The sequence below is a fragment of the Nitratireductor aestuarii genome (assembly GCF_014641695.1).
Lineage (GTDB): Bacteria > Pseudomonadota > Alphaproteobacteria > Rhizobiales > Rhizobiaceae > Chelativorans > Chelativorans aestuarii.
The window spans coordinates 132981-154591 of record NZ_BMIF01000010.1 but is presented as its reverse complement, the minus strand read 5'-3'; the positions used below and the strand labels follow the sequence as shown (position 1 = coordinate 154591).

The window sequence follows — 21611 nt, the reverse complement described above, 5'->3', positions numbered from 1 at the left end:
GGGGCAGCCCCAAAAGGGCTGTCCGTTAGGCTTTGAGCTTGTCGCTTACGGTTGGTAGTCGAGCGTCAGGATCTTGTCCGGCATGGTGGTCATGCCGATGATTTCCGGGCCAGCGGTATCCAGCAACACCTTGAAGGTCTCGTTTAGGATGCCGTTCATCTCGGGCGTGAAGGTCTTGATGAATTCCTTGCTGGCGTTCTGGCGGAAGACCTCTGTCGCCTCCGGTGCGAGCTTCAGGTTTTCGCCCTGTTCCTTCCAGACTTCCTCGTTGGTGAGCAGAATGTCGATCGCTTCCTGATAGGCCGCGACGAAGGCCTTGGTGTTCTCGGGATGGGCCTCCGCGTATTTCTCGCGCATCGTGTAAACGAGGAAGGGCGCTTCGGAGAAACCGAGCTCTGCCACCACGTCATGGATGGTCATCATGAGCTTCGCCTTGCCGGAAAGCACCATGTCGGGTGTCAGCGAGTTATACTGGAGCGTGGCGTCGAGCTGGCCCTGTTCCAGCGAACCGCGCAGCAGTGACGGTGCGCCCTCCTGGACTTCCACCTCCCTGGCGAGGTCGATGCCATAGTTCTTCTTCGCCACGGCCTGCACGATGATCCAGTCGAACCCGGTCTTGCTGAAGGTGCCGATGCGCTTGCCCTTGAAATCAGCCAGCGTCTTGATCTCGGAGTCTGCCGGCAGCAGAACCGTGTTCACGTAGGAAAGGAACGGCGCCACGCCGATCACCGGCACGTTCTGGTTGCGCAGGCGCGCCAGAGAAATCCAGTCCTGAACGACGGCCTCGATGCTTTCGCTTTGCAGCGCCGCGACGGAAGCCTGCGGATTGGTGAACGGGATGACTTCGAGGTTGAAGCCGTACTTCTTGTCGAGCTCGAACTTCTTGATCACAAATGGCGGATAGGACTGCGTGCCCACTGGATTGGACATGAGCCTGATCGTCGAACCGTCGCCCTTCGGGGCTTCGGCTCCGGCGGAGGTTGCGAGGAGGGCGGAGCCGGCGATGGCTGCCGCTGTCATCAAACTGCGAAAGAGTTTCATGCGAGTATTCCCCTGTGCTTGTTGTTGATGGGCAAGCGCCTGGTCACTCGACCAGCTCGCCCATGTGTCTCCGCAGGCTCTCCACGACCCGCTTGCTCTGCTCGAACAGCGCGCTGTCCTCGTAGCTGCGTGGCCGTGGAATGTGGGTGAGGTTGATCTGCTCCTTGATCCGTCCGCCCGGGCCGGGGCTCATGATGTAAACGCGGTCACCGAGATAGGTGGATTCAAAGGCGTTGTGGCTGACGAAGAGGATGGTCGAGCGGAAGGCAGACCAGATGTGCAGCAGACTTTCGCGCAGGCGGCGTGCGGTCAGCTCGTCAAGCGCGCTGAATGGCTCGTCCATCAGCAGGATGTCCGGTTCGATGGCGAAGGCGCGGGCGATCGAAGCGCGCTGCTGCATGCCGCCCGAAAGCTGGAGCGGATAGAAGTCGGCGAACTTCGAAAGCTCGACGAGGCTCAAAACCTTGTCGATGCGGCCCGGCCATTCGGTGCGGGCAAAATCCGCTGCCTCCAGCACGAACTCGATGTTCTGGCGCAGCGTTCTCCAGGGCATCAGCCGAGCCTCCTGAAAGACATAGGCGATGCGGAAGCCAGCACCGATCTGTTCCGTGAGCGACTTGCCCTGGATGGAGAATTTGCCCTCGAAGGTGGTGTCGAGGCCAGCAACGATGTTGAGCAGCGTGGATTTTCCGCAGCCCGACGGGCCGAGAAGACCGACGATCTCGCCGGCGGCGATTTCGAGTGACACGCCGTCGAGCGCCTTCCAGCCACCCTTCTTTCCCCGTCCGGGAAACTGCTTGTGAATGTCGGTCAGAGAAATCTGGGACATCGTGGGGACCTTGGGTTCGCGGATATGGTAGTTCATGGCTGTCCCCTTACTGCTTCTTCCAGCGGAAGATGCGGCGTTCGATGGTGCCCAGGATGGCGACTTCGATGAAGAGCATGACGAAGACGAAGCTGAGCGCGTAGGCCAGCACCTCGGTCATGTTGAACATCTGGTAGAAGAACTCGATGCGGTAGCCGACGCCGCTGCCACGGCCGAGCAGCTCGACGAAAAGCACCATCTTCCAGATGAGGCCGATGCCGAAGCGGGTGGAGGCCAGCAGCATTGGCGCGATCTGCGGCACCATGACGGAGGCAAACTGCTGGCGGCGCTTGGCGCGGAAGGCCTGCGCCATGCCCAGCAGGCGAGGGTCGATACCCTTGACGCCTTCGCGGATGTTGATGGCGAGAACCGGGATGACCGGTGCGGCCGCTCCGATGACGGCGGCGGTGTCGTTCAGCCCGATTATCATGTAGAGCGTGAGGATCGTCACCAGCGCCGGCACGGTGATGCCGCAGACGATCCAGACGTGGAAGAAGACGCCCGCCGTCTTCGACAGCGCCATGGAGAAGCCCAGCACCAGCGCAACACACATGGAGATGAGAAAGGCGGCGGCGATGCGGCTCAGCGTGATGCCTATGTCGATCCAGATGTCCGGCTTGGCGAGGTTCGCGGCAAGCGCCTGGACCACTGTGGTCGGGGCGGGCAGGACGCTCGAGGGAAGCGACCAGGCGCCAACCTGCCAGATGCCGACCAGCGCCAGGACCGAGAGAAGCGAGATCGCAGTGTTACGGGTCTGCTCGGCATTGATGATGTCTGAAAGTGTCAACTCCCGGCCACTGGCCGCTACACTGCTGAAGAACGTTGTGATGGCCATGGTCGCTTTTCCCTTCGGCTAGCTTTCGAGCAGGTTTTCGCGCAGCGTCTGGTACCGGTATTCCTTGCGGAACCGTCCGCGCCGCTGCAGTTCGGGCACCAGGAAGTCGACGATGTTGAGAAGGTCGCGCGGCACGGCCGGCGGATGGGCGATCATGAAGCCGCCCCGCTCGCCGGTGGCGACAAACACCTCTTCAAGGTAATCGGCCACCTGGGCGGCTGTTCCCACGATCGCATGGTCGTAGCCAGCCGTGTGGTGGCGGATGATCTCGTAGAAGTCCTTCTTGGTGATGGTCTCCTTGGGATCAATGCCGGCTGTCGTATTGAGGAAGGCGACCGGCGAAGCATTACGCTTCACGATCTCCGCGTTGATCTCCTCGACGGTGAAGCGGTCCGGCAGGGTGGAAAGGTCGTAGCCTAGCCCGTGGGACATGAAGGCGCCCACCGCTTCCAGCGGAACGGCTGAGAGCAGCTGCTGGTGACGACGCTTGGCATCCTCTTCGGTCTCGCCGACGATCAGCACCACGTCCCACACAATACCGACGCTCAAGGGGTCGCGCCCCTCGGCGGTGAGTGCCGCATCCAGCGCCTGGCGATGTCTCACCTGCTTTTCGAGCCCGGGGCTTGCCGCAAAGACCATATCGGCGAAGTTTGCAGAAGCCCGGATGCCACGGGGCGAAGCGCCAGCCTGCACCAGCACGGGGCGACCCTGGGGTGAGGGGACGCAGGGAAGCGGTCCCATAACATTGAAGAACTTGCCGCGGTGTTCGATGGCCTTGACCTTCGAGGGGTCAGCCATCTGCCCAGTCTCGCGATCCCAGATAAAGGCATCCGGCTCGACGCTCGCCCAGAGCGACTTGCAGACGTGCACAAACTCTTCCATGCGCTCGTAGCGCTGCTCGTGCGCCATCAGCTCGTCAAAGCCGTAGTTCTGTGCATCGGCCTTGCGCGATGAGGTGACGATGTTGAAGGCCATGCGACCGTTCGTGACGTGGTCGAGCGAGTTTAGAAGCCGCGCCGTGTAGAACGGATGCATGTAGGTGGAGGAATAGGTGAGGCCGAAGCCGATGCGCGAGGTGATCTGCGACAGCGCCGCGATATAGGGGCTCATGTCCTGGCGCGGCCAGCCAACACCCCAGTGTACGGCAGCGTCGCGGTTGCCCTTCCAGGTGCTGGGGATGCCAGTGCCATCGCCCCAGAACATGAAGTCGAGCAGGCCGCGCTCGGCGATCAACGCCAGTTCCTTGAAGATGCGGATATCGGGGTAGGTGGCATTGGTCCAGGAACCAGGAAGGCGCCAGCGGCCTTCAAGCTGTATCCAGGAGAGGTCGTAACCAAGATGCATCTTTGCTGTCATGGAAGGGTCCGTTTGGGTAAGAGTCCGCCCATCCCGCACCGAGACCGGTGCTGGCGAGTTCCTGTTCAGGGTTGCGCGTTGCGCTGGTTCTTGGGCTAAGCCGCAGCCGCCATCGCGGGTGCGTCGGCGACGACAATGTCGTGTCGCGCCAGCATTGACTTCAGCTTCGGCAATACTTCTGTTCCGAAGAACTTCAGATCTTTCACAAAGTCGACGAAAGTAAACTGGATGCCGTCGATGCCGCTCTCGACAATCATCTCGCAGAGCTTCTGTGCCATGGTGTCCGGGGATCCCATGACGGGCGTGCCGGAGCCGAAGCCCACGGTGTTGGGCTGGCGCAGGTGCGAGGTGCGGTCCTTGTAGGAGTCGCGGTTGTCCCGTTCGAAGGAGCGGATCAGGTTTTCGACCGCCTCGACGTCGAGATCGTCACGGATCGCCTCGAATTCCCTGTCGGCTGCCGCGTCCGTTTCGCCATGGACGAGGAACATGGAGGTGACCACCTTCACCTCGCGGCCCTGGGCTGCTGCGGCCTCCCGCATCCGCAGCACGTCCGCAGCGCGGAGGCCGACGAACTGGTAGTCGGAGTGCTTGGCAGCGAAGGCCATTCCGTCGCCGGATAAACCGGCGCTGACGATCTTCGGGTAGGGTTTGCTCAGCGGCTTGGGGTTGGACACGCAATTGTCCAGTGTGAAGAACCGTCCCTCGAAAGTGCTGCGCTCCTCGGACCACAGCATCTTGGCGACCGACAGCCACTCATCCGCATATTCATAGCGATAGTCGCTGTATCCATCCGGCACGACGCCCATCTGCTCAAGTTCTTCGAGCGTATTTCCCGTGACGACATTGATGCCAAAGCGCCCTCCGCTGATGTTGTCCACGGTTGAGATGATCTTGGCCGCGACCGCGGGGTGGAACAGCAGCGGGTTGATGGTGGCGAAGAGCTTCAGCCGTGTCGTGAGCGGCGCCAGCGCACTCGCCATGGAGATAGGCTCGATGGTATTCTCCCAGAAGCCGCTTGCGCCGCCGAAACCCATCCACTTGCCCATCCAGAACAGGTAGTCGAGGCCGATATCCTCGGCCACCTGTGCGATGTCGCGGTGGAGTTCAAATGTCGGATGATATCTTGGTGTCCGCTTGGACATCAGGAACCCGTTGCTTCCGACTGGCATGAATACGCCAAGCTCGACCTTGCGCATGGGCAAGTGCTCCTTCCGGTTTGGGTCGCACCGAGAGAATGTCTGCAGAAGGACTTGCGCTTATCGAGAGTAAGCGCTGCTATTCTGCAAGCGCGACTGAAATTTCAGTTCCCGTTTTATAAACATTTTATACTCAAAATATGGGAGCGATTTTGACCCATGTCAATCAAAATGTTGCAGTGCAAAAAGTAAGCAAAAGCAAAGTATCTTGAGTAAAAAACGGGCAGGGAAACTCATATTTGAAGCAATTCTGCTGCAATGCAGCGGTGTCCGAAACAGTCACCCGACACGTCGAAAATCGCAAGCAATATTGCGGCATTAGCGCCTGCGATAGCAACGCCTGAAAGGTCAATGAGAGAAGAATGGAGAAGGGCCGGACAGACCCCGGCTCTATCTGTCGAGCCCGAGCTGGACGTAGAGAAGGGCAGTGACGACGATGCCCAGGAGGAGGGCGGCCATGCCTGCGCCGCGTCCGACGAACTTCACGGTCGCCCAGACAAGAGCAAGCGTGAGGATAGCGCCTAGAGCAAGGATCAGTTCCATGAGTCCGCCGCTTCAAAAATGATGGCGGGAGCCAATCCCGCCTGAGCGTCACTATACGGCAGTTGCCAGCGCGTCGATACCCGGATCAAGCATGAAGCGGCTGTCGGGATAGTAGCTGAGAAGCCCCCGCATGAGCCGGTCGACCTCGGCAAGATCCTTCTTTTCGATAGCGTCGACCACCTTGAGGTGCTCGCGGATTTGCCGGTAATGGCTCTCGTTTGTCGCCCGCTGGATGTTGAAACACCAGAAGCGTGCCGCGTTGTTGTGCAGGCGGATAATGGTCTCTTCCAGTTGCCTGTTCTTGCAGGCGGCCGCGAGCGAGCGGTGGAAGGCGCGGTCCATCAGCACAATGGCGCGGATGTCACGCGCTTCGATCGCCTTCTCGTGCCCCTCATAGGCCGAGCGGATGGCAGCGAGATCGTCCGGCGAAGCGCGCTGGGCGGCCAGCTTGGCGGCATTGCTCTCCACGATCATGCGAGCCTCGAACACGTCCTGCAACTCGCGCAGGCCAAGGTCGCCGATACGGGTGCCGATGCGTGCCTGCCGTTCCACCAGTCCTTCCAGCGCAAGGCGGGAGAGCGCATCACGCACCGAAGCCTGGCTCAGCCGGAACATTTTCATCAGACCCTTCTCGTCCACGCGCGAGCCCGGTTGCAGGTCGCCCATGATGATCGCCATCAGGATCTGTTCGTAAGCGTCGTTGCGTAGGAGTCCCTTGACCTTCGGCTGGGTGCTTTTGCGTGCCAAGAATGCTTTCCCTGTAGCTGTTGACGAAACTGCATGGGGAAGCGGCCGCTACGCTACAGCGTAGGACGGACGATCCTCCCTGAAGTCGTCATTAACATTTCACATTAGGAAAGACTAGCCTGACGCAAAGCCCGGCAAGCTGAATTCGGTGAACTTTCAGGCCTCTCGACCTGTGAATCAGGCCGCGTGGGCGCAGCGGGCGAACACGCCGTCGATGTAGACAAGCGGCTGGATCGGTTGCGGAGGAAGACGCACCGCCACGACTTCGCCGATGAAAATCGTGTGGGAAGAGGCTTCCACCATATTGGTGATGCGGCAGTCGAAGCTGGCAAGCGCCTCCTCAAGCACGGGCGAACCCGTCTCGAGCTCGCTCCAGTTGCCTTCGGCGAAGCGCACATCGCGAAAACGCGAGGAGCTGAAACGCATGGCGATATCGTCAGCGCCTTCTGGCAGGAGATTGACGCAGAAGAACCCGGCCTTCACCAGCGTGTCATGGCTCGAAGCCGACTTGTTGATGCAGGTCAGCAGCGATGGCGGCGTGAGGCACACCGAGGTGACCGAGGTGGCGATGAGGCCGTGGCGGGCGCCGGTCTCGTCCCTGGTGGTGATCAGCGACACGCCGGCCGCGAGGCGGCGCATTCCAAGCTTGAAGAGATCGGCTCTGTCATCAGTTGAAATGTCAGTCATGCTAGAAGCTTTCCCTGATAGTGGACCAGAGGCTGACGGTCCGAAAAGTTGCTGAATGCGACGATACGGCCGATCAACAGATAGGTGCCGTAGCGTTCAATGACTTCTTCCAGGCGGCAGTCGAGCGCGCCGGTGATGCCCGGCAGGATCGGTGCGCCGGTCTCAAGCGTCGTGAGATCCAGACCCTCGAAGCGAGCCGCACCCTTCGGCCCGTCGCGGCTGGTGAAACGACTGAAGATGTCCTCACCTTCTTGAGCCAGATAGTTGATGGCAAAGCTTTGTCGCTCAAGCAGGTCCGCCCCCGCGCTCGTCTTCTTGTCGAGCGAGACGGTCACCGTCGGCGGAGAGGCGGTGAGATGCGTTGCCGACAAGGCCAGGAAGCCGGCCGGTCCTTCCGCACCATTCACGGTCACGATGGCGACGCCCGCCGCGCGGCAGCCGATCGCGTTCCAGAACGTCGGAGGATCGATGTCGGGAAGATCAGGAATGTCGTTCATCCTACGTCTGCTCCTTGAACTAACATTTCTGATTTTATCGTAACAGACATGTTTTAAGGCGCAAGACGATTTTTGTGCACCTGCTAACAAATCTGCAGATTCCACCAAAGGTTGATCCGCCGATGTGGTGATGGGACAGCGTCTTGCGCCGGGAAACGATCCCGGCACAATGGCCCGCGTTCGGGGCGGGGGCCACCAAATCCAAAGCGGCTGATGCGGGATGCGTTCAAAGCCAGTTGACGCAGCAAAAGGAATGGCGATCATCTTGGTCGTCTATGGCCACTGTCTGCGCGGCCTCACCGCCGGCGGCCTGGTCCCGGAAGACTCATGGCTGCGCGTGACGGACTATGTGGTTTACAGCTTCCACATGCCGCTCTTCTTCTTTGTCTCGGGCCTATTCATCCACAACTCGATGAGACGCGGAGCAGTGCTGTTCTGGCGAAGCAGGATACTCACGATCGTCTATCCATATTTTTTATGGTCAGTGCTGCAAGGCAGTGTCCAGGCCGTTCTGTCGCGAACGGAAGCGACAAACACGGCGTTTTCCTTCGCAGATCTTGCTGCAATTCTTTGGGCTCCGATCAGCCCTTTCTGGTTTCTTTACGCGCTGTTTTTCGCGACATTCGCGGCCTACGTGCTTCGCCGGCACCGGCCGGAACTCCTGTGTGTGCTGGCATTCGCCGCCTTTCTGACAACCGACGAGACCATGCCTTTCATCCTGCAGGATATCGCTTATGGGACGTTCTATCTCTCCCTCGGCGTTCTTGCCCAGGAACGGGGCTTCATCCGGTGGCTTGATCGCGCACAACCAGTAACTGCCGTTGCGACGGCTGGATTGTTTGCCGTCGCGGTATCTATGTCTTATTGGCTGCAGCTGCCGGAACACTTTTCGCTCCCAGCCGCCGTTACGGGGATCGCTGCGTCTCTTATGCTGTGGAGCGTTGTCTGCCGAAAGCAATCAGCGCTCGCACAGCCTATCGCGGCTCTCGGGCAAATCTCCATGGCAGTTTACGTCATGCACATCCTGGCGCTTGGCCTTGCGCGCTATGCGCTTCTTCACGTTTTAGGCGTAACCCACCTGGGGATCCTGCTGTTTGCCGGCACGGTCACCGGTGTCGCAATACCGGTGATCGTGCACGCCGCTCTGGTGCGTCTGCGTCTGGCAGAGATGTTTGGTCTGCCCGGAGAAACGATGCGCCCGGCGACGCAGGAGATCTGAAAAGTCAGAGCTGCGATTCAATCGGCAGCCACCCGATGACCAGCGCCGAGAGCCGCCGCAGCCATTTTGCCTCCGGCTCCTGCCGCCAGGTGCGCACAGAGCTTCCCTCACCATCGTGCCAGACAATCGCATTGCCCTCGAGGGTGACACGGTAGCTTTCGCTTGAAGTTATCTGACGCGCGAAGACCTGATCCACCTCTCGCGCCAGCGGCGCGTGGCGGAAGAGCACGCCCATCTCTGTATTGAGCGACATCGAACGGGGATCGAAGTTGAACGAACCGATGAAGCCGCAGAGCCCATCAACCACATAGGCTTTTGTGTGCAGGCTTGCGTTACTGGAGCCGAAGAGAGAAGGGTGATCGCCCCACCGGATCTGCGGGCGCAATTCGTAGAGTTTCACGCCCTCCGACAGAAGCTTCATGCGGTAGCGCGAATAGCAGCCGTGCACGGCCACAACATCGGTTGCAGCGAGTGAATTGGTCGACACTTTCACATCCACGCCCGACTTTGCGAGGCTTGCGAGCTGGTCCACTCCCTCATGACCGGGAATGAAGTAGGGGGAAATGATGTGCAGGCTCGCTTCTGCCGCCATCATCATCGGGAAGATTTCCTGCTGTAACCACTCGGCATTTCCGCGACCCACGACTTTACCGGGTGGATCGGCGACAACTTCGACATCGGTGCACCAGTGGAATTCCGGGCCACCCGCCAGCATAGCCGATGGATCGTGGATTTCCCGGAGCTTCTGCAGGTAGGGCGAGTTGGCCTTGCGCGCGAGGAATTTTGCCAGGCGCTTGCGAACCCGGGCGAGGCGGCGCGTGCGCTTCAGGAGCCGGCGCACGGGCAGCGCTGCCGCGCTGTTCCAGTACGTATCAAAGATCTGTTCCGTTTGCTGCACGGCCGGGCCGACCATCAGCAGGTCCATGTCACGGAAGTTCGCTTCCTGGGATGCATCGAAATATTCGTCGCCAATATTGCGTCCACCGACGATCGCCAGCCTTCCATCGGCAATCCAAGCCTTGTTGTGCATGCGGCGGGTGGCGCTGAAGGCGCGCAACAGCAATTCAATTCCACGCCTCAATACGTCGCCACGGGAGCGAGCCGGGTTGAACAGCCGCAGCTCGATGTTGGAATGCTGGTCGATGGCGCGATAGATCGGGTCGCGCCCGAGCGTATTCATGTCATCCAGCAGGATACGCACCCGTACGCCCCGGTCTGCCGCCGCAAGCACTTCATGGAACAGCAATTTCCCTGTCAGGTCGTCGTTCCAGTAATAATACATCAGGTCGAGGCTGCGGCCTGCGCTGCGTGCGGCCAGCGCCCGGTAGGCAAGGGCCTGCATGTTCTGCGAAAGAAGTGCGAGCCCCGACTCGCCCTCATGAAAGGAAGTGAGCGTGCCGATGGCGCGGTCGAGGATGGTGTGGTCTTCCTCAACGGGCAGGGCATTGGAGTTTGGCCCCCGGGCCCGGGCGGCAAAACGCCCATAGGAATAAAGGATCAGGAAACCTGCGATCACCAGCAGAGCCATGACGACAAAGACGATGATCATGACGTTCATTCTGTTGCGGCCATCCATCCTGTGCACACCGCGCCTGTGGCGGGAGTGCCTTGTTGTTATGTGTGGCATGGAACGCGAAATTCACTACATAGTTCTACAGTCACACACGAATTATGCTTAATTTGGGTGAAGCACAGTCGAAGAGGCGCTGAGATTGCAGAAGAAGGCCAAGCTCAAGCTAAAGCCAAGAACCAGGATCGGCCCGCTCGTCCGCTCCACGCTTCGTCAGGAGCGTCGGTCCTATATGGACGAGCGGCATCATGACGAGCCTGGGGAACTGCTGGTCGCTTCCTACAATGTGCACAAGTGCGTCGGGCTGGACCGGCGGTTTGACCCTTCGCGCACGGCTGAAGTGATCGCCGAGCTTGGGGCTGATATCGTCGCGCTCCAGGAGGTGGACCAGCGCTTCGGCTCACGGATGGGGCTCCTGAACCTCGAATGGATCAAGGAGAACACGGGACTTTCACCGGTTGGCGTCGTCGGCATGCGCGACAGCCACGGCTGGCACGGCAACATCGTGCTCGCACGCGGGGCTGTTGTGGAAGAGCTCAACCAGTTCGACCTGCCGGGCGCAGAGCCGCGCGGCGCGCTGGTGGTGGACCTTTCGCTTGAGTTCGGGCCCATTCGCATCATCGCCGCGCATCTGGGGCTCCTGCGCCGCTCGAGACAGAAGCAGGTGGAAACGATCCTGACGGCCGCCGAACCGAAGGACGGCAGGCCTGCGCTTGTCATGGGCGATCTCAACGAATGGCGGCTTGGCGGGCGTTCGTCGCTGCAGGCGCTGGCGCCCAAATTCGGTCCGCTGCACGCGGATCTCGCAAGCTTCCCCGCGCGCTTCCCTGTCTGGTCGCTCGACCGGATCCTGGCGAGCCCTGTCGGCCTCGTCTCCAGACTTGAAGTGCACGACACACCGCTCGCCCGCGTTGCCTCCGACCATCTGCCGATCAAGGCGCGTGTCCGCATGGGTACGAAGAACTCCGAAGCGGCGTAGGCCGGCCGCTGCAGGGAAGTGCAGCCGGTTCTCAACTTCTCCTCACGCAAATGTTTAACCGGCTGTCGGATCAAAGGGGACTATTGTCGCGTTGGGGATGCGGGCGGGTGCATCTGTTCCCATAGGAGGAGTACCCAGGATGCGTATGATGATCGCAGCGGCAATCATGGCAGCCGCAATCCCGTTTGCCTACGCGCAGGACCACGCCGGAGGAGCCATCAAGGTTTCCGCGACCGACAAGGGAAATGTCTTGACCGACGCCAACGGCATGACGCTCTACACCTTTGACAAGGACGAAGCCGGCAAGTCGAACTGCTATGACACCTGCGCGACCAACTGGCCGCCAGTGAAGGCCGACGCGGGCGCGCAGCCCGACGGCGATTATACCGTGGTTGAGCGCACGGATGGCACCGCCCAATGGGCCTACAAGGGCAAGCCGCTTTATCTCTGGGTGAAAGACACGAAACCGGGCGACATGACCGGCGATGGCGTCAACGACGTCTGGCACACCGCCGTCGAATAGCAGGCTCGACGTACGACCAATGCTGGCTGCGGTTCTTGCGGGAGCCGCAGCCATTTTATTTGCCAGCTAAGTTCATTCCGCGGAAATTTTGTGTCGTTTTCCCCTGTAAAAGGAAAACTCGCTTCAAAGAAACTTGACACGAATGATACACTTTGGAATGGAGAGCGCATATAACATGAGCAGCGGAGGAAGGATTTCGCTCGATGCCACTCTCCAGATTTTCCCAGGGCTCATTCGCCCTCGCCATGACCTGTGTTGCAGGAGTGGCCTTCGCAGATCCGATCACCATCAACGATCAGGGCGGCCGCACCGTCAAGCTGGAAAAGCCTGCTGAACGGGTTGTGACAATCCCGATGCCGATGGCATCGACGGTGATCGCGATCGATGGCGGCACCTCCAAGCTCGTCGGCATGAACCCTATGTCGAAGACGGCGATTCAGGAAGGCGTTCTGGGCAAGATCTTCCCTGAATCCAAGGGCATTTCTTCCGAAGTCACCGCGCCGAACTTCATCCCGAACATCGAGGAACTGGCTGCAACCAACCCCGATCTCGTCGTCCAGTGGGCGGACTATGGCGCGGATCTCGTCGATCCTCTCACCAATGCGGGGCTAAACGTCATCCTCATCTCCTACGGCACTGAGGAGAAGACGCAAGCCTATCACCAGATGGCGGCCGATGCGATCGGCAAGCCCGAGCGCGCCAAGCTCATCAACGAGTGGCGCGACGCTGTCTCGGCCGAGATCTTCGCCAAGACCAGGGACATTCCCGCTGACAAGCGTCCGAAGGTTCTCTATCTCGGCCGCGCCATGGACAAGCTGACGGCTTCCGGCAGCAAGGGCAACTTTACTGCCTGGTACATCGACATGGTGGGCGGCATCAACGCCTCGGCGGACGTCGAGGGCAACGGCACCACGATCAACCCGGAGCAGATCGCCAGCTGGGATCCGGATGTCATCCTGCTCAACAGCTTCGAGCCGAACCTGAAACTCGAGCGCATCTACGACGACCAGATCCTGTCCTTCACCAAGGCTGCGCAGAACAAGCAGGTCTACAAGCTTCCGCTCGGCGGATACCGCTGGGATCCGCCAAGCCAGGAAAGCCCGCTCACCTGGATGTGGCTGGCTAACCTCCTGCACCCAGAACTCTTCAACTACGACCTGCGGGCCGAGATGAAGAAGGCCTACAAGACGATCTACAACTATGAGCTGACCGACGAAGATATCGACGGCATTCTGTGGGTCGAGATGCAGGGCGACGCGACGAACTACGCGCAGTTCAAGGCGAAGTAATGAGCAACGTGGCTGCTGCACCGGCGGTGCGCCGGATACCAGGCCTGAAGATCGGCATTTTCGGCGCGATGATCATCGCGCTGATTGCCTCCATGCTTCTGGCAATCTCGGCGGGGCGCTTCTCGGTCAGTGTGCCGCGCATTCTCGAAATCATCATGAACTGGGTGGCCTCGCCATCCGTCGCGCCTGCGGAAATGGACGAGCGCATCGTGTTGCTGGTGCGTCTGCCGCGCGTACTTCTGGCGGCCCTTGCGGGCGCTGGTCTGGCCGTTGGTGGCGCAGCGCTCCAGGGTGTATTCCGCAATCCGCTGGTGTCGCCGCAGGTGCTGGGCATCAGCCAGGGTGCTGCCTTCGGCGGCGCCCTCTCGTTGCTTGTGGGCTTTCACGGCTATGTGCTGCTTGGCCTTTCATTCTCCTTTGGCCTGCTTGCGCTCGTGTTGGTGGGGGCACTGGCGCGGATCAACGGACGCACGGAAATCCTGACCGTTATTCTGTCTGGCACCGTCATCGGTGCACTCTTCGGCGCGTTCGTTTCGATCGTCCAGTTCGTCGCCGACCCCAATACCTCTCTTCCGGCAATCGTGTTCTGGCTGATGGGCTCGTTCTCGACTGCCACCTGGGCGCGCCTCTGGCTTGCAGTTCCGGGCATCACCGTCGGCCTTCTGATCGTCTTCGCACTGCGCTACCGCCTTAACCTTCTGGCGCTGGAAGACAGTGAAGCCCGCTCGCTCGGTGTCAATCCGGACAAGGAGCGCTGGTACGTGTTCATCGCGATCTCGCTGATGACGGGTACGTCCGTCGCCGTTGCAGGCATCATCGGGTGGATCGGCCTTGTGGTTCCGCACGCCGCCCGCATCCTCGTTGGTGAGGACCATCGCGCGCTGATCCCGGCCTCCGCACTTCTGGGCGCGGCCTATCTCACTTTCGTGGACACGCTCGCGCGCACCCTGACCTCAGCCGAAATTCCGCTCGGCGTGTTGACGGCCATCATCGGTGCTCCCGTCTTCGGCGTGCTCCTGCGGCGCTACTTCAAGGAGGCGAACCGCGCATGATCGGACTTGAAAATGCGTCCGTAACCTTCGGATCGCGCACGATATTCAGGAACATTTCCTTCCGCGTTCCCAAGGGGCGATCCATGGCTATCCTGGGTCCGAACGGGCGCGGCAAGACCACGCTGCTGCGCGCGCTGCTCGGCTTCCAGTCGCTCGCGTCGGGACGTCGCTTTGCGCCCAAGGTTGCCGGATACGTACCGCAGCATGGCGCGTCGCAGGCGAAGCTCACCGGGCTCGATATCGTGGTGATGGGCAGGGCCGTGCAGCTCGGGCTCTTCGGCCAGCCGACGGCGAAGGACCGAGAAGCAGCCGAGGGTGCGCTTGTGCAGGTCGGCGCCTGCCATCTGGCCGACATGCGCTATGACAGAATGTCGGGCGGCCAGCGCCAGATGGTGCTGATCGCGCGCGCGCTTGCCACGGGTTCGCCGGCGCTTGTGTTTGATGAGCCGACCTCGGCGCTCGACCTCGGCAACCAGTCGCGCACGCTGCAGCTGCTCGACTCGCTCAGGCTGCGCCGTGAATTTGCGATTATTTTCACCACCCACGATCCGAACCATGCGCTGGCAGCGGCTGACGACGTGCTGCTGATGATGCCGGACGGCGGTGAAGTGAGCGGGCCCGTGCACGAGATGATCGAGCCGGGCAAGCTCTCCACGCTCTATGGCGTGCCGATGCGCTGGGTGGATGTTCAGGGACCAGTGGGGGAAATCCGGCGGGCGATCCTGCCGGCATTTGCGGGGATAGAGGCAGCATGACAACAATCTACCTGAAGTCGGCCTATGAGGCTTCGCCGAGGATGGAGGCCGCCGCCGAGCGTGGCGAGGTCGTCATCATCGAGCAACAGGATCTGACGCCGGAAATCCTGCTCGCGCATCGGGGGCTGATTACGGGGCAGCAGCTCGATCAGGACGCATTGCTGAATCTGAAGCCTGCGCTCGAGGCGTTTCTCGACCAGGGCGGACGCTGGTTTTTCAACGGCCACGTGGTTCGCCCGCTGCTCGACGGCCTGAAGCAGTACCGGCCGATCGACAAGCCGCGCCGTCCGGACTTCGACCTTACCGCCGTCAACTCGCATCCTCTCTATGAGGGGATCGAGCTGAAGATGCTTGAGGCGAACAAGGGCGTTGCCGGTTTCTATGGCCGTGGCTGCAATCCGCTGCCGGAAGGCGCTGTCGCGATCAACGGTCTTGGCGAGGCACAGGTGCCAGTCGACTGGGTCTGGGCGCGGCCGCGAGGAGGGCGCTTCTTCTCGCATTCCGGCAACGATCTGGGGTCGATGGGACTGGAGTGGAACCTTGCGCCGGAACTCACCCGCCGCATCATCGCCTGGGCGAATGGCGAGCTCTGCTTCGACCCATGGCCAGAGAACCCTACCGTTCCGGATTACGAATGGCGGCTTGCTGAACCGGAAAACTTCCGTGGCCACCGCGCACTGAAGAGGGACGGCCGCAGGATCGTCGCTCCTTCCTCTGGTACCTATTACAACATCCGCAGCCTGGAAGGACCGATCTTCGAAGGCGCCTTTGACGTGATTTGCGCGCCGGAAGACCTCGGCTCCATGCTGACGCCCGACGACGTTCTCTGGGTCCCCTGCCGCACGCCGGCTCAGCGCATGATTGCGCAGAAGGACGTGCTGCTCGCTCACCTCAACGCAGGTGGCACCATCATTGCGCTGGGCGAAAGCCGTCAGGACTTGTGGCTGCCGTCAATCAAGCTCACCGAAACGCCGACGAACTGGTGGTGGTGGCTCGACCCCAACGCCGACCTTGGCGTGCGCGTCGACAATGCGGATCACCCGCTGCTGCGCGATATCGGCCACAAGGAAGTCACCTGGCATTTACATGGCTGGTTCGACGTTCCGGAGGGTGTGACGGTGCTGGCGCGCGACGGCGAAGGCCGGCCCATCCTCTACGAGGACACTGTGTCTACGCCGGGCCGCATGATCATCTCCTCACTCGACCCGATGTTCCACCACGGCTCGCATTTCATGCCCGCGACTTCGCGCTTCCTCAACCAGTTCGTTCCCAATGTAAGAGACTACCTTAATGCATGACACCATCACCGTTCTTGAGAACGGCAAGGAACTGACCTTCTCATTCAATGACATCAACGACTATCATGGTCGCGGCTTTCCAGGCGGTGTCGTCCATGCGCTGAAGGCAATGCAGGCGGGCTTTGCTGCTCTTTCGGACCAGCCGCTCGAGCGTCGCGAGATCAGCATCGTGACCGCATTTCCGGGTCCGGGTGGACGCGACTGCATGGAGATGGTCACGCGCTGTGTCATCGATAACCGTCTGACGGTTGATCGCAGCATCGGCGGGAAGGACGTTATCACTGATTGTCCAGGGCCTTACGTCTGGCGCTTCACCTATTGCGGTAAGACGGCTGAGGTGAAGATCCGCCCCGGTTACGTGCTGGAAGAGTTTGTCACGCTGGGTGCCAAGCCGGACAAGACGCCCGAGGAAATCGAGCGCCACGAGTACCTGAAGTCGGAGATGGCAAACCGCCTGCTTCCGCTTCCGGCAAGCGATATCTACGAGCTTACGGCTGGCTGAGAACTCGAGAAGGGCGGCGCGAGCCGCCCTTTTTCTTTGCTTTAGATCGCCAGGTGCTTTTCCTTGATCTCAGGATTGGCGATGAACTCCGCCCAGCTTCCGTCAAAAACGATACGCCCGGTATCCATCACGACGACGCGGTCGGTGAGCTGGCGGGCGAACCAAAGGTTCTGTTCGCAGAGCAGGAGGCCCATACCGGTCTGGTCGCACAGGGTGCGAAGCGTGGTTACCATCTCTTCAACGATTGCCGGTGCAACGCCTTCCGTCGGCTCATCGAGCAGCATGATGCGCGGGCTCGCAGCCAGCGCACGGGCGATAGCCAGCACCTGCTGCTGACCGCCGGAAAGTTGGTAACCCAGCCGTTGTTTCAGCGTGCGAAGCATCGGGAACTGTTCGATGATCGCATCCGGGTCAGACTTCACGTGGCCCTTCGGGCGGGCGTGCTCGGCGATCTTGATGTTTTCGCGCACTGTCAGATGATGGTAGATGCGCCGGTCTTCGGGCACTAGCTGCAGCCCTAGCCGTGCGCGCTCGTAGGACGGCAGGCGATTGATCGGTTTGCCGTCGAAAGCGATGTCGCCCCGGACGCTCGGCCCCGCATTCATCAGCGACTTGAGCAGCGTGGACTTGCCCGCGCCATTGCGGCCGACGATCGCCACACGCTCCTTCTCGCCCATGCTGAAGGAGAGGTCGTAAAGGATGTGGCTAGGCCCATAGTAGGCGTTGATGCTGTGCGCGGAAATCATGCGACAATCTCCAAAGTCTGGTCCTCGGTGCCGAGATAGACTTCGCGCACCTGCGGATTGTTGCGGATTTCGTCAACGGTGCCGAGCGCGATCAGCTCGCCCTGGTTCATGACAAGGATGCGTGAGGCGAGGCCGAAGATCACGGACATGTCATGTTCGGTCATCACGACCGTGAGCTTGCGGCCATCGGCAGAAAGCCCGCCTTCAGCCTCCGGCTTCATGATCCGCTCGATGAGCAGGCTCACCTGTTCGCGGTCGCCGGGCGACATGCCGGCGGTCGGCTCATCCATCATCAGGATGCGCGGACGTCCCGCGAGCGTGATGGCAAGTTCCAGCCGCTTCCGGTCGCCGTGCGAAAGGTCAGTCGCCGCGAAGTTCGCCTTGCCTGCAAGCGAAACGCCTTCCAGCAGGTGCAGCGCTTCCTCACGCGTGGAAGCGGATGGCTTCACCGCCCACCAGGGATTGTCGTCCCTGTTCTGCGCCTTCTTGCGCGCCTCGATCGCTACGATCACGTTGCCGATTGCAGTCAGCGGATTGAATACGCGGGCCACCTGAAACGTGCGGCCCACGCCCGCGCGGGTACGCAGGTGCGGCGGCTCAAACGTCACATCGCGGCCATCGAAACGCACGGTCCCGGCGTTTGCGTAGCTTTCACCGGTCATCACCTTGAAAAGCGTGGTCTTGCCCGCGCCATTGGGGCCGATGATGGCGAAGACTTCGCCTTCTTCAACCGTGGCATTTATGCCGTGCAACACCTTGATCGGGCCGTAGCTTTTCTCGATGCCGGAAAGTTCCAGAATGCTCATTGTTCCCCCCGGCCTGGAAAGATGCGGGCAAGAAGGGCGTTCCAGCTGCCGACGATGCCGCCGCGGAACACAAGGATGACGCCAAGCAGAATGCCGCCCGTGATGATTTCCTGTATGCCGATCAGCGTGCGGGTCGCGTAGTCAATGCCCATAAAGGCGAAGGCGCCGACAACCGGACCCCAGAAGGAATGCAGGCCACCCAGCAGTGTGAAGAGGATCGGCTGGGTCGAGCGGATCATGCCGGACAGCTCCGGCGTCACGATCTGCGCCCAAGGCGCATATACGGCTCCGGCGCAGGCCGCCACCGCGCCGGAGATGACGAAGGCGAGGAGGCGATTGCGATGAACGTCGATGCCGACGAACGACGCCCGTTCGATATCATAGCGCACCGCCTGCAGGCGACGACCAAGCGGACCGTGCGAGAGCCACCAGCAGATGCCGAGCATCACGACGGCGAAAGCGCAGATAAACCAATAATATGCCGGTCCACTCTTCAGGTTTAACTCGAAGAAGATGAAGGAGACCGTCGGCCGCGTGATGTTGGGAAGCCCGTCCTCGGAGCCAAGCCACCGCGTGTGCATCAGCGTGTGGCGCAGCAGCTCAGCCAGCGACAGGGTCAGGATGGCCAGGAAGATGCCCGAGGTACGCCGCAGTGCGACAAAGCCCACAAGGAAGGCGACTGCCGCCCCGGCAAGCGTGGCGACGACGATGACCAGCAGAAAATACTGCTCCCAGCCCGCGCGAAGTGCGACGGCGGAGACATATGCACCGATGCAGAACAAGCCGCCCGAACCGAACGAGGCGAGCCCCGCCCAGCTGAACAGAAAATTCCAGCCGACCGAATAGACGGCGAGAATGAGCGTCGTGCCGACGAGATAGAGCAGGCCGGAGTTGGTGAGGTACGGCATGGCTGCAATGATGACGGCTGCAGCCACGAACAGTACCCTGTTGATCTGGGAGAGGGTCAGAGCCTGCTCTCTCCCAGAATGCCGTTCGGCCACAGAAGAAGACATGCAACCATCCCCACATAGATGATGACGCCCGGGAAGCTGGGCAGGAAATAGGTGTTCAGGCCATCGATCACCGCGATGATCAGGGCCGCGACGAAGGCGCCGCGAATGTTGCCGAGTCCGCCGATGACGATGGTGATGAAGGCCATGAGCAGGAACGTGTCACCCAGTGCCGGCGACAGCGTTTGGTTCGGCAGCAGAAGCCCGCCTGCAAGGCCCGCCAGCGCGAAGGATGCTGCGACGACGATCTTTGTGCCGAGCGGTCCGTTCACGCCCATCAGGTTCGTTGTCCAGTTGTCACGGGCAATGGCGACGGCGAGCTTGCCTGCCCACGAACGATGGATCACGTAGTCAAGGATCAGGAAGACAACGCCACCGGCGCAGATGATGAAGAGCGAGAAACTCGGCACGAATGTGCCGAAGATATCAACGCCCAAGTCGAGGCCGGGGGGCGGGTCCACCGAGTGGAATTCCAGCCCCCAAACCGATTTGATGCCGCCCACGGTCATCAGCATGACCGCGTAGGTGGCGATGAGCATGAAATGCTCATCAATCCCATCGAGCTTGCTCAGCACGAAGTGCTGCACGGCCAGACCAAACAGCCCGACTATCACGCCTGCCACCAGCGCCGTGCCGATCAGGATCCAGACCGAACCCGGCATGTCCTGAACCATGGTGCTGGTGAGATAGGCGCCGAGCATGAAGAAGGCACCATGCGCAAAATTGAGGATGCGCATGATCCCGAAGATCAGCGTCAGCCCGGCGGCGACGAGGAACACCGCCATGCCAAGCGTCAGGCTGTTGATCAGCGTAAACAGCATGTTATGCCAAGATCCTAAAGCTTCTGACCCGGTGTCGCAGGCTCAAGAAATTCCGCGCCGGCCATATGAACCGTCTCGAAGACCTCCCAGCCGGTTTCCGTCGTGTCGGAGCGGCCGAAGCGGATGTAGGTGAGGTCACCCGCAAAGGCATGATCTTCCTTGCGGAAGGTCACGTTGCCGGTCGCGCCCTGGAACGAGAGGTTCTCGATTGCCGGGATCAGGTCAGCCGCCTCGATGGACTGGGTGGCCTTGATGCCTTCCGCGATCGTGGCGATGCAGTCGTGCGAAACGCCGACGTACCAGTTCGGGTACGGATCGTTGCGCAGTTCCGTATAGGCCTTGTGCAGGGCGTCGGAGGACGGATTGTCCTTCATGGCCTGCGGATACCAGGCGGTCCAGCTCCAGGTGGATTCCAGCATGTTCTTGCCGAGCGCCTTGGCGACGGTCAGCTCGTTCGCGCTGTCGCAAAGCAGCTTGAAACGCTTGTCTAGCTGGAAGCTGCGTGCCTGCTTGTAGTAGCTGATCGCATCCGCGCCCTGCAGGCAGTTGAACAGGCCGTCAGCACCGGAGTTCGACACTTGCGAGATCTGGTTGCGGAAGTCAGCGCCATTGTATGGCACCAGGATCGGCTCCTGCAGCTCCAGCTTTCGTCCGTCGGCTTCTGCTTTCTTCACCAGGCCCGAGGCGAAGTAGTTCGTGATGTCGGCCAGCGCCTGTACATCGCTGCGCACCAGCGCCCACTTGTTGATCTCCGGGAACCTCTCGGCCATCAGGTGGCCGTAGCCGCCGAAGCACATCGGGGCCGAATAGCCGAGGCGGAACATATTCGGCGTGAAGTTCTCGTGGGTGACGGAGAGTGCTGACGAGCCGACAACCAGCGACGTAACGCCATCGTCCTTCAGCAGAGGCAGCGTTGCCAGCACGTTGGCCGTGAAGGTGCCCTGTGCGATTAACTTGATGCCGCTGCCGGTCAGCTCGCGATAGGCGGCAAGTGCGCTGTCCGGCGAGTTCTTGTCGTCGCGTACGACGAGTTCGATCTGCTGGCCGTTGACGCCGCCTTCGCTGTTGATGCGGGCGACGGAAAGCTCGGCTCCGTCCTTGATGTACTGGCCGTAGACCTGGCCGGGTCCGCTCAGCGTCGTGATGAGGCCGATGCGGATCGGCCCGGATTGCGCCCGCAGCACCGCAGGCACGGAAAGCGCGCCGACCGTGGCCGCGCTGCCAAGCAGGATATGACGTCTATTCAGCATGTTGGTCCTCCTCCCAGAGTAAAA

At 60.9% G+C, this 21611-nt stretch carries 23 protein-coding genes; 8 read left to right on the top strand and 15 right to left on the bottom strand.

The genetic code is table 11. The annotated features are described in order from the left end of the window. Positions 1-45 precede the first annotated feature (45 nt). The 9 genes from IEX27_RS16065 to IEX27_RS16025 all read right to left on the bottom strand — a co-directional run bounded on the left by IEX27_RS16065 (position 46) and on the right by IEX27_RS16025 (position 7767). Complete coding sequence (locus IEX27_RS16065; protein ID WP_188722097.1) at positions 46-1041, bottom strand: ABC transporter substrate-binding protein; 996 nt, start codon at positions 1039-1041, stop codon at positions 46-48. 43 nt (positions 1042-1084) lie between these two features. Next, the gene (locus IEX27_RS16060) at positions 1085-1906 is read right to left on the bottom strand and encodes an ABC transporter ATP-binding protein (protein ID WP_188722096.1); all 822 of its coding nucleotides are present in this window, start codon (positions 1904-1906) and stop codon (positions 1085-1087) included. A gap of 10 nt (positions 1907-1916) precedes the next feature. After that, positions 1917-2741 (bottom strand): ABC transporter permease, encoded by an 825-nt coding sequence (locus tag IEX27_RS16055; protein ID WP_188722095.1) that lies wholly within the window; start codon positions 2739-2741, stop codon positions 1917-1919. Between the two features lie 18 nt (positions 2742-2759). Then, positions 2760-4097, bottom strand: a complete 1338-nt coding sequence (locus IEX27_RS16050; protein WP_188722094.1) for an NtaA/DmoA family FMN-dependent monooxygenase — start codon at positions 4095-4097, stop codon at positions 2760-2762. A 95-nt stretch (positions 4098-4192) separates the two neighbouring features. Further along, positions 4193-5293, bottom strand: coding sequence for an LLM class flavin-dependent oxidoreductase (locus IEX27_RS16045; RefSeq protein WP_188722093.1), 1101 nt, complete (start codon positions 5291-5293; stop codon positions 4193-4195). Positions 5294-5683: 390 nt separating this feature from the next. Next, the gene (locus tag IEX27_RS16040) at positions 5684-5836 is read right to left on the bottom strand and encodes a hypothetical protein (RefSeq protein ID WP_188722092.1); all 153 of its coding nucleotides are present in this window, start codon (positions 5834-5836) and stop codon (positions 5684-5686) included. A gap of 51 nt (positions 5837-5887) precedes the next feature. After that, positions 5888-6583: a GntR family transcriptional regulator gene (locus IEX27_RS16035; protein ID WP_188722091.1), complete on the bottom strand. Its 696-nt coding sequence runs from the start codon at positions 6581-6583 to the stop codon at positions 5888-5890. Between the two features lie 177 nt (positions 6584-6760). Continuing rightward, on the bottom strand, positions 6761-7270 hold the full coding sequence (locus IEX27_RS16030; RefSeq protein WP_188722090.1) for a flavin reductase family protein: 510 nt from the start codon (positions 7268-7270) through the stop codon (positions 6761-6763). Further along, positions 7267-7767, bottom strand: coding sequence for a flavin reductase family protein (locus tag IEX27_RS16025; RefSeq protein ID WP_188722089.1), 501 nt, complete (start codon positions 7765-7767; stop codon positions 7267-7269). Before IEX27_RS16025 ends, IEX27_RS16030 begins: the two co-directional genes overlap by 4 nt. Positions 7768-7987: 220 nt before the next feature. On the opposite strand from IEX27_RS16025, the gene IEX27_RS16020 reads away from it, so the two are divergent. After that, positions 7988-8986, top strand: coding sequence for an acyltransferase family protein (locus IEX27_RS16020; RefSeq protein ID WP_280516496.1), 999 nt, complete (start codon positions 7988-7990; stop codon positions 8984-8986). A gap of 4 nt (positions 8987-8990) precedes the next feature. Here IEX27_RS16020 and IEX27_RS16015 read toward each other — a convergent pair whose 3' ends face one another. Further along, positions 8991-10544, bottom strand: a complete 1554-nt coding sequence (locus IEX27_RS16015; protein WP_188722087.1) for a phospholipase D family protein — start codon at positions 10542-10544, stop codon at positions 8991-8993. 154 nt (positions 10545-10698) lie between these two features. Here IEX27_RS16015 and IEX27_RS16010 point away from each other — a divergent pair, with 154 nt between their 5' ends. The 7 genes from IEX27_RS16010 to IEX27_RS15980 all read left to right on the top strand — a co-directional run bounded on the left by IEX27_RS16010 (position 10699) and on the right by IEX27_RS15980 (position 16954). Further along, positions 10699-11535, top strand: coding sequence for an endonuclease/exonuclease/phosphatase family protein (locus IEX27_RS16010; protein WP_244630402.1), 837 nt, complete (start codon positions 10699-10701; stop codon positions 11533-11535). Between the two features lie 139 nt (positions 11536-11674). Continuing rightward, positions 11675-12058, top strand: coding sequence for a COG4315 family predicted lipoprotein (locus tag IEX27_RS16005; protein ID WP_188722086.1), 384 nt, complete (start codon positions 11675-11677; stop codon positions 12056-12058). A 203-nt stretch (positions 12059-12261) separates the two neighbouring features. Beyond that, positions 12262-13347, top strand: a complete 1086-nt coding sequence (locus tag IEX27_RS16000) for an ABC transporter substrate-binding protein (RefSeq protein ID WP_188722085.1) — start codon at positions 12262-12264, stop codon at positions 13345-13347. Further along, positions 13347-14399 carry a FecCD family ABC transporter permease gene (locus IEX27_RS15995; protein ID WP_188722084.1) on the top strand — a complete coding sequence of 351 codons (1053 nt, stop codon included), beginning with the start codon at positions 13347-13349 and terminating at the stop codon, positions 14397-14399. Before IEX27_RS16000 ends, IEX27_RS15995 begins: the two co-directional genes overlap by 1 nt. Next, entirely contained in the window at positions 14396-15154 is a 759-nt protein-coding gene (locus IEX27_RS15990) for an ABC transporter ATP-binding protein (RefSeq protein ID WP_188722083.1), read from the top strand. The genes IEX27_RS15995 and IEX27_RS15990 overlap by 4 nt, the downstream gene beginning before the upstream one ends. Next, entirely contained in the window at positions 15151-16452 is a 1302-nt protein-coding gene (locus IEX27_RS21410; protein WP_244630401.1) for a hypothetical protein, read from the top strand. Before IEX27_RS15990 ends, IEX27_RS21410 begins: the two co-directional genes overlap by 4 nt. Beyond that, positions 16445-16954 carry a hypothetical protein gene (locus tag IEX27_RS15980; protein WP_188722082.1) on the top strand — a complete coding sequence of 170 codons (510 nt, stop codon included), beginning with the start codon at positions 16445-16447 and terminating at the stop codon, positions 16952-16954. The genes IEX27_RS21410 and IEX27_RS15980 overlap by 8 nt, the downstream gene beginning before the upstream one ends. 41 nt (positions 16955-16995) lie before the next feature. Here IEX27_RS15980 and IEX27_RS15975 read toward each other — a convergent pair whose 3' ends face one another. The 5 genes from IEX27_RS15975 to IEX27_RS15955 are packed head-to-tail and all read right to left on the bottom strand — an operon-like array spanning position 16996 to position 21587. Beyond that, entirely contained in the window at positions 16996-17700 is a 705-nt protein-coding gene (locus IEX27_RS15975; protein ID WP_188722081.1) for an ABC transporter ATP-binding protein, read from the bottom strand. Further along, a complete protein-coding gene (locus IEX27_RS15970; RefSeq protein WP_188722080.1) occupies positions 17697-18506 on the bottom strand; it encodes an ABC transporter ATP-binding protein in 810 nt (269 codons plus the stop codon). The genes IEX27_RS15975 and IEX27_RS15970 overlap by 4 nt, the downstream gene beginning before the upstream one ends. Next, positions 18503-19519, bottom strand: a complete 1017-nt coding sequence (locus tag IEX27_RS15965; protein WP_188722079.1) for a branched-chain amino acid ABC transporter permease — start codon at positions 19517-19519, stop codon at positions 18503-18505. The genes IEX27_RS15970 and IEX27_RS15965 overlap by 4 nt, the downstream gene beginning before the upstream one ends. Next, positions 19471-20337, bottom strand: a complete 867-nt coding sequence (locus IEX27_RS15960; protein WP_244630400.1) for a branched-chain amino acid ABC transporter permease — start codon at positions 20335-20337, stop codon at positions 19471-19473. Before IEX27_RS15960 ends, IEX27_RS15965 begins: the two co-directional genes overlap by 49 nt. Positions 20338-20351: 14 nt before the next feature. Further along, complete coding sequence (locus IEX27_RS15955) at positions 20352-21587, bottom strand: ABC transporter substrate-binding protein (protein WP_188722078.1); 1236 nt, start codon at positions 21585-21587, stop codon at positions 20352-20354. Positions 21588-21611: the final 24 nt, after the last annotated feature.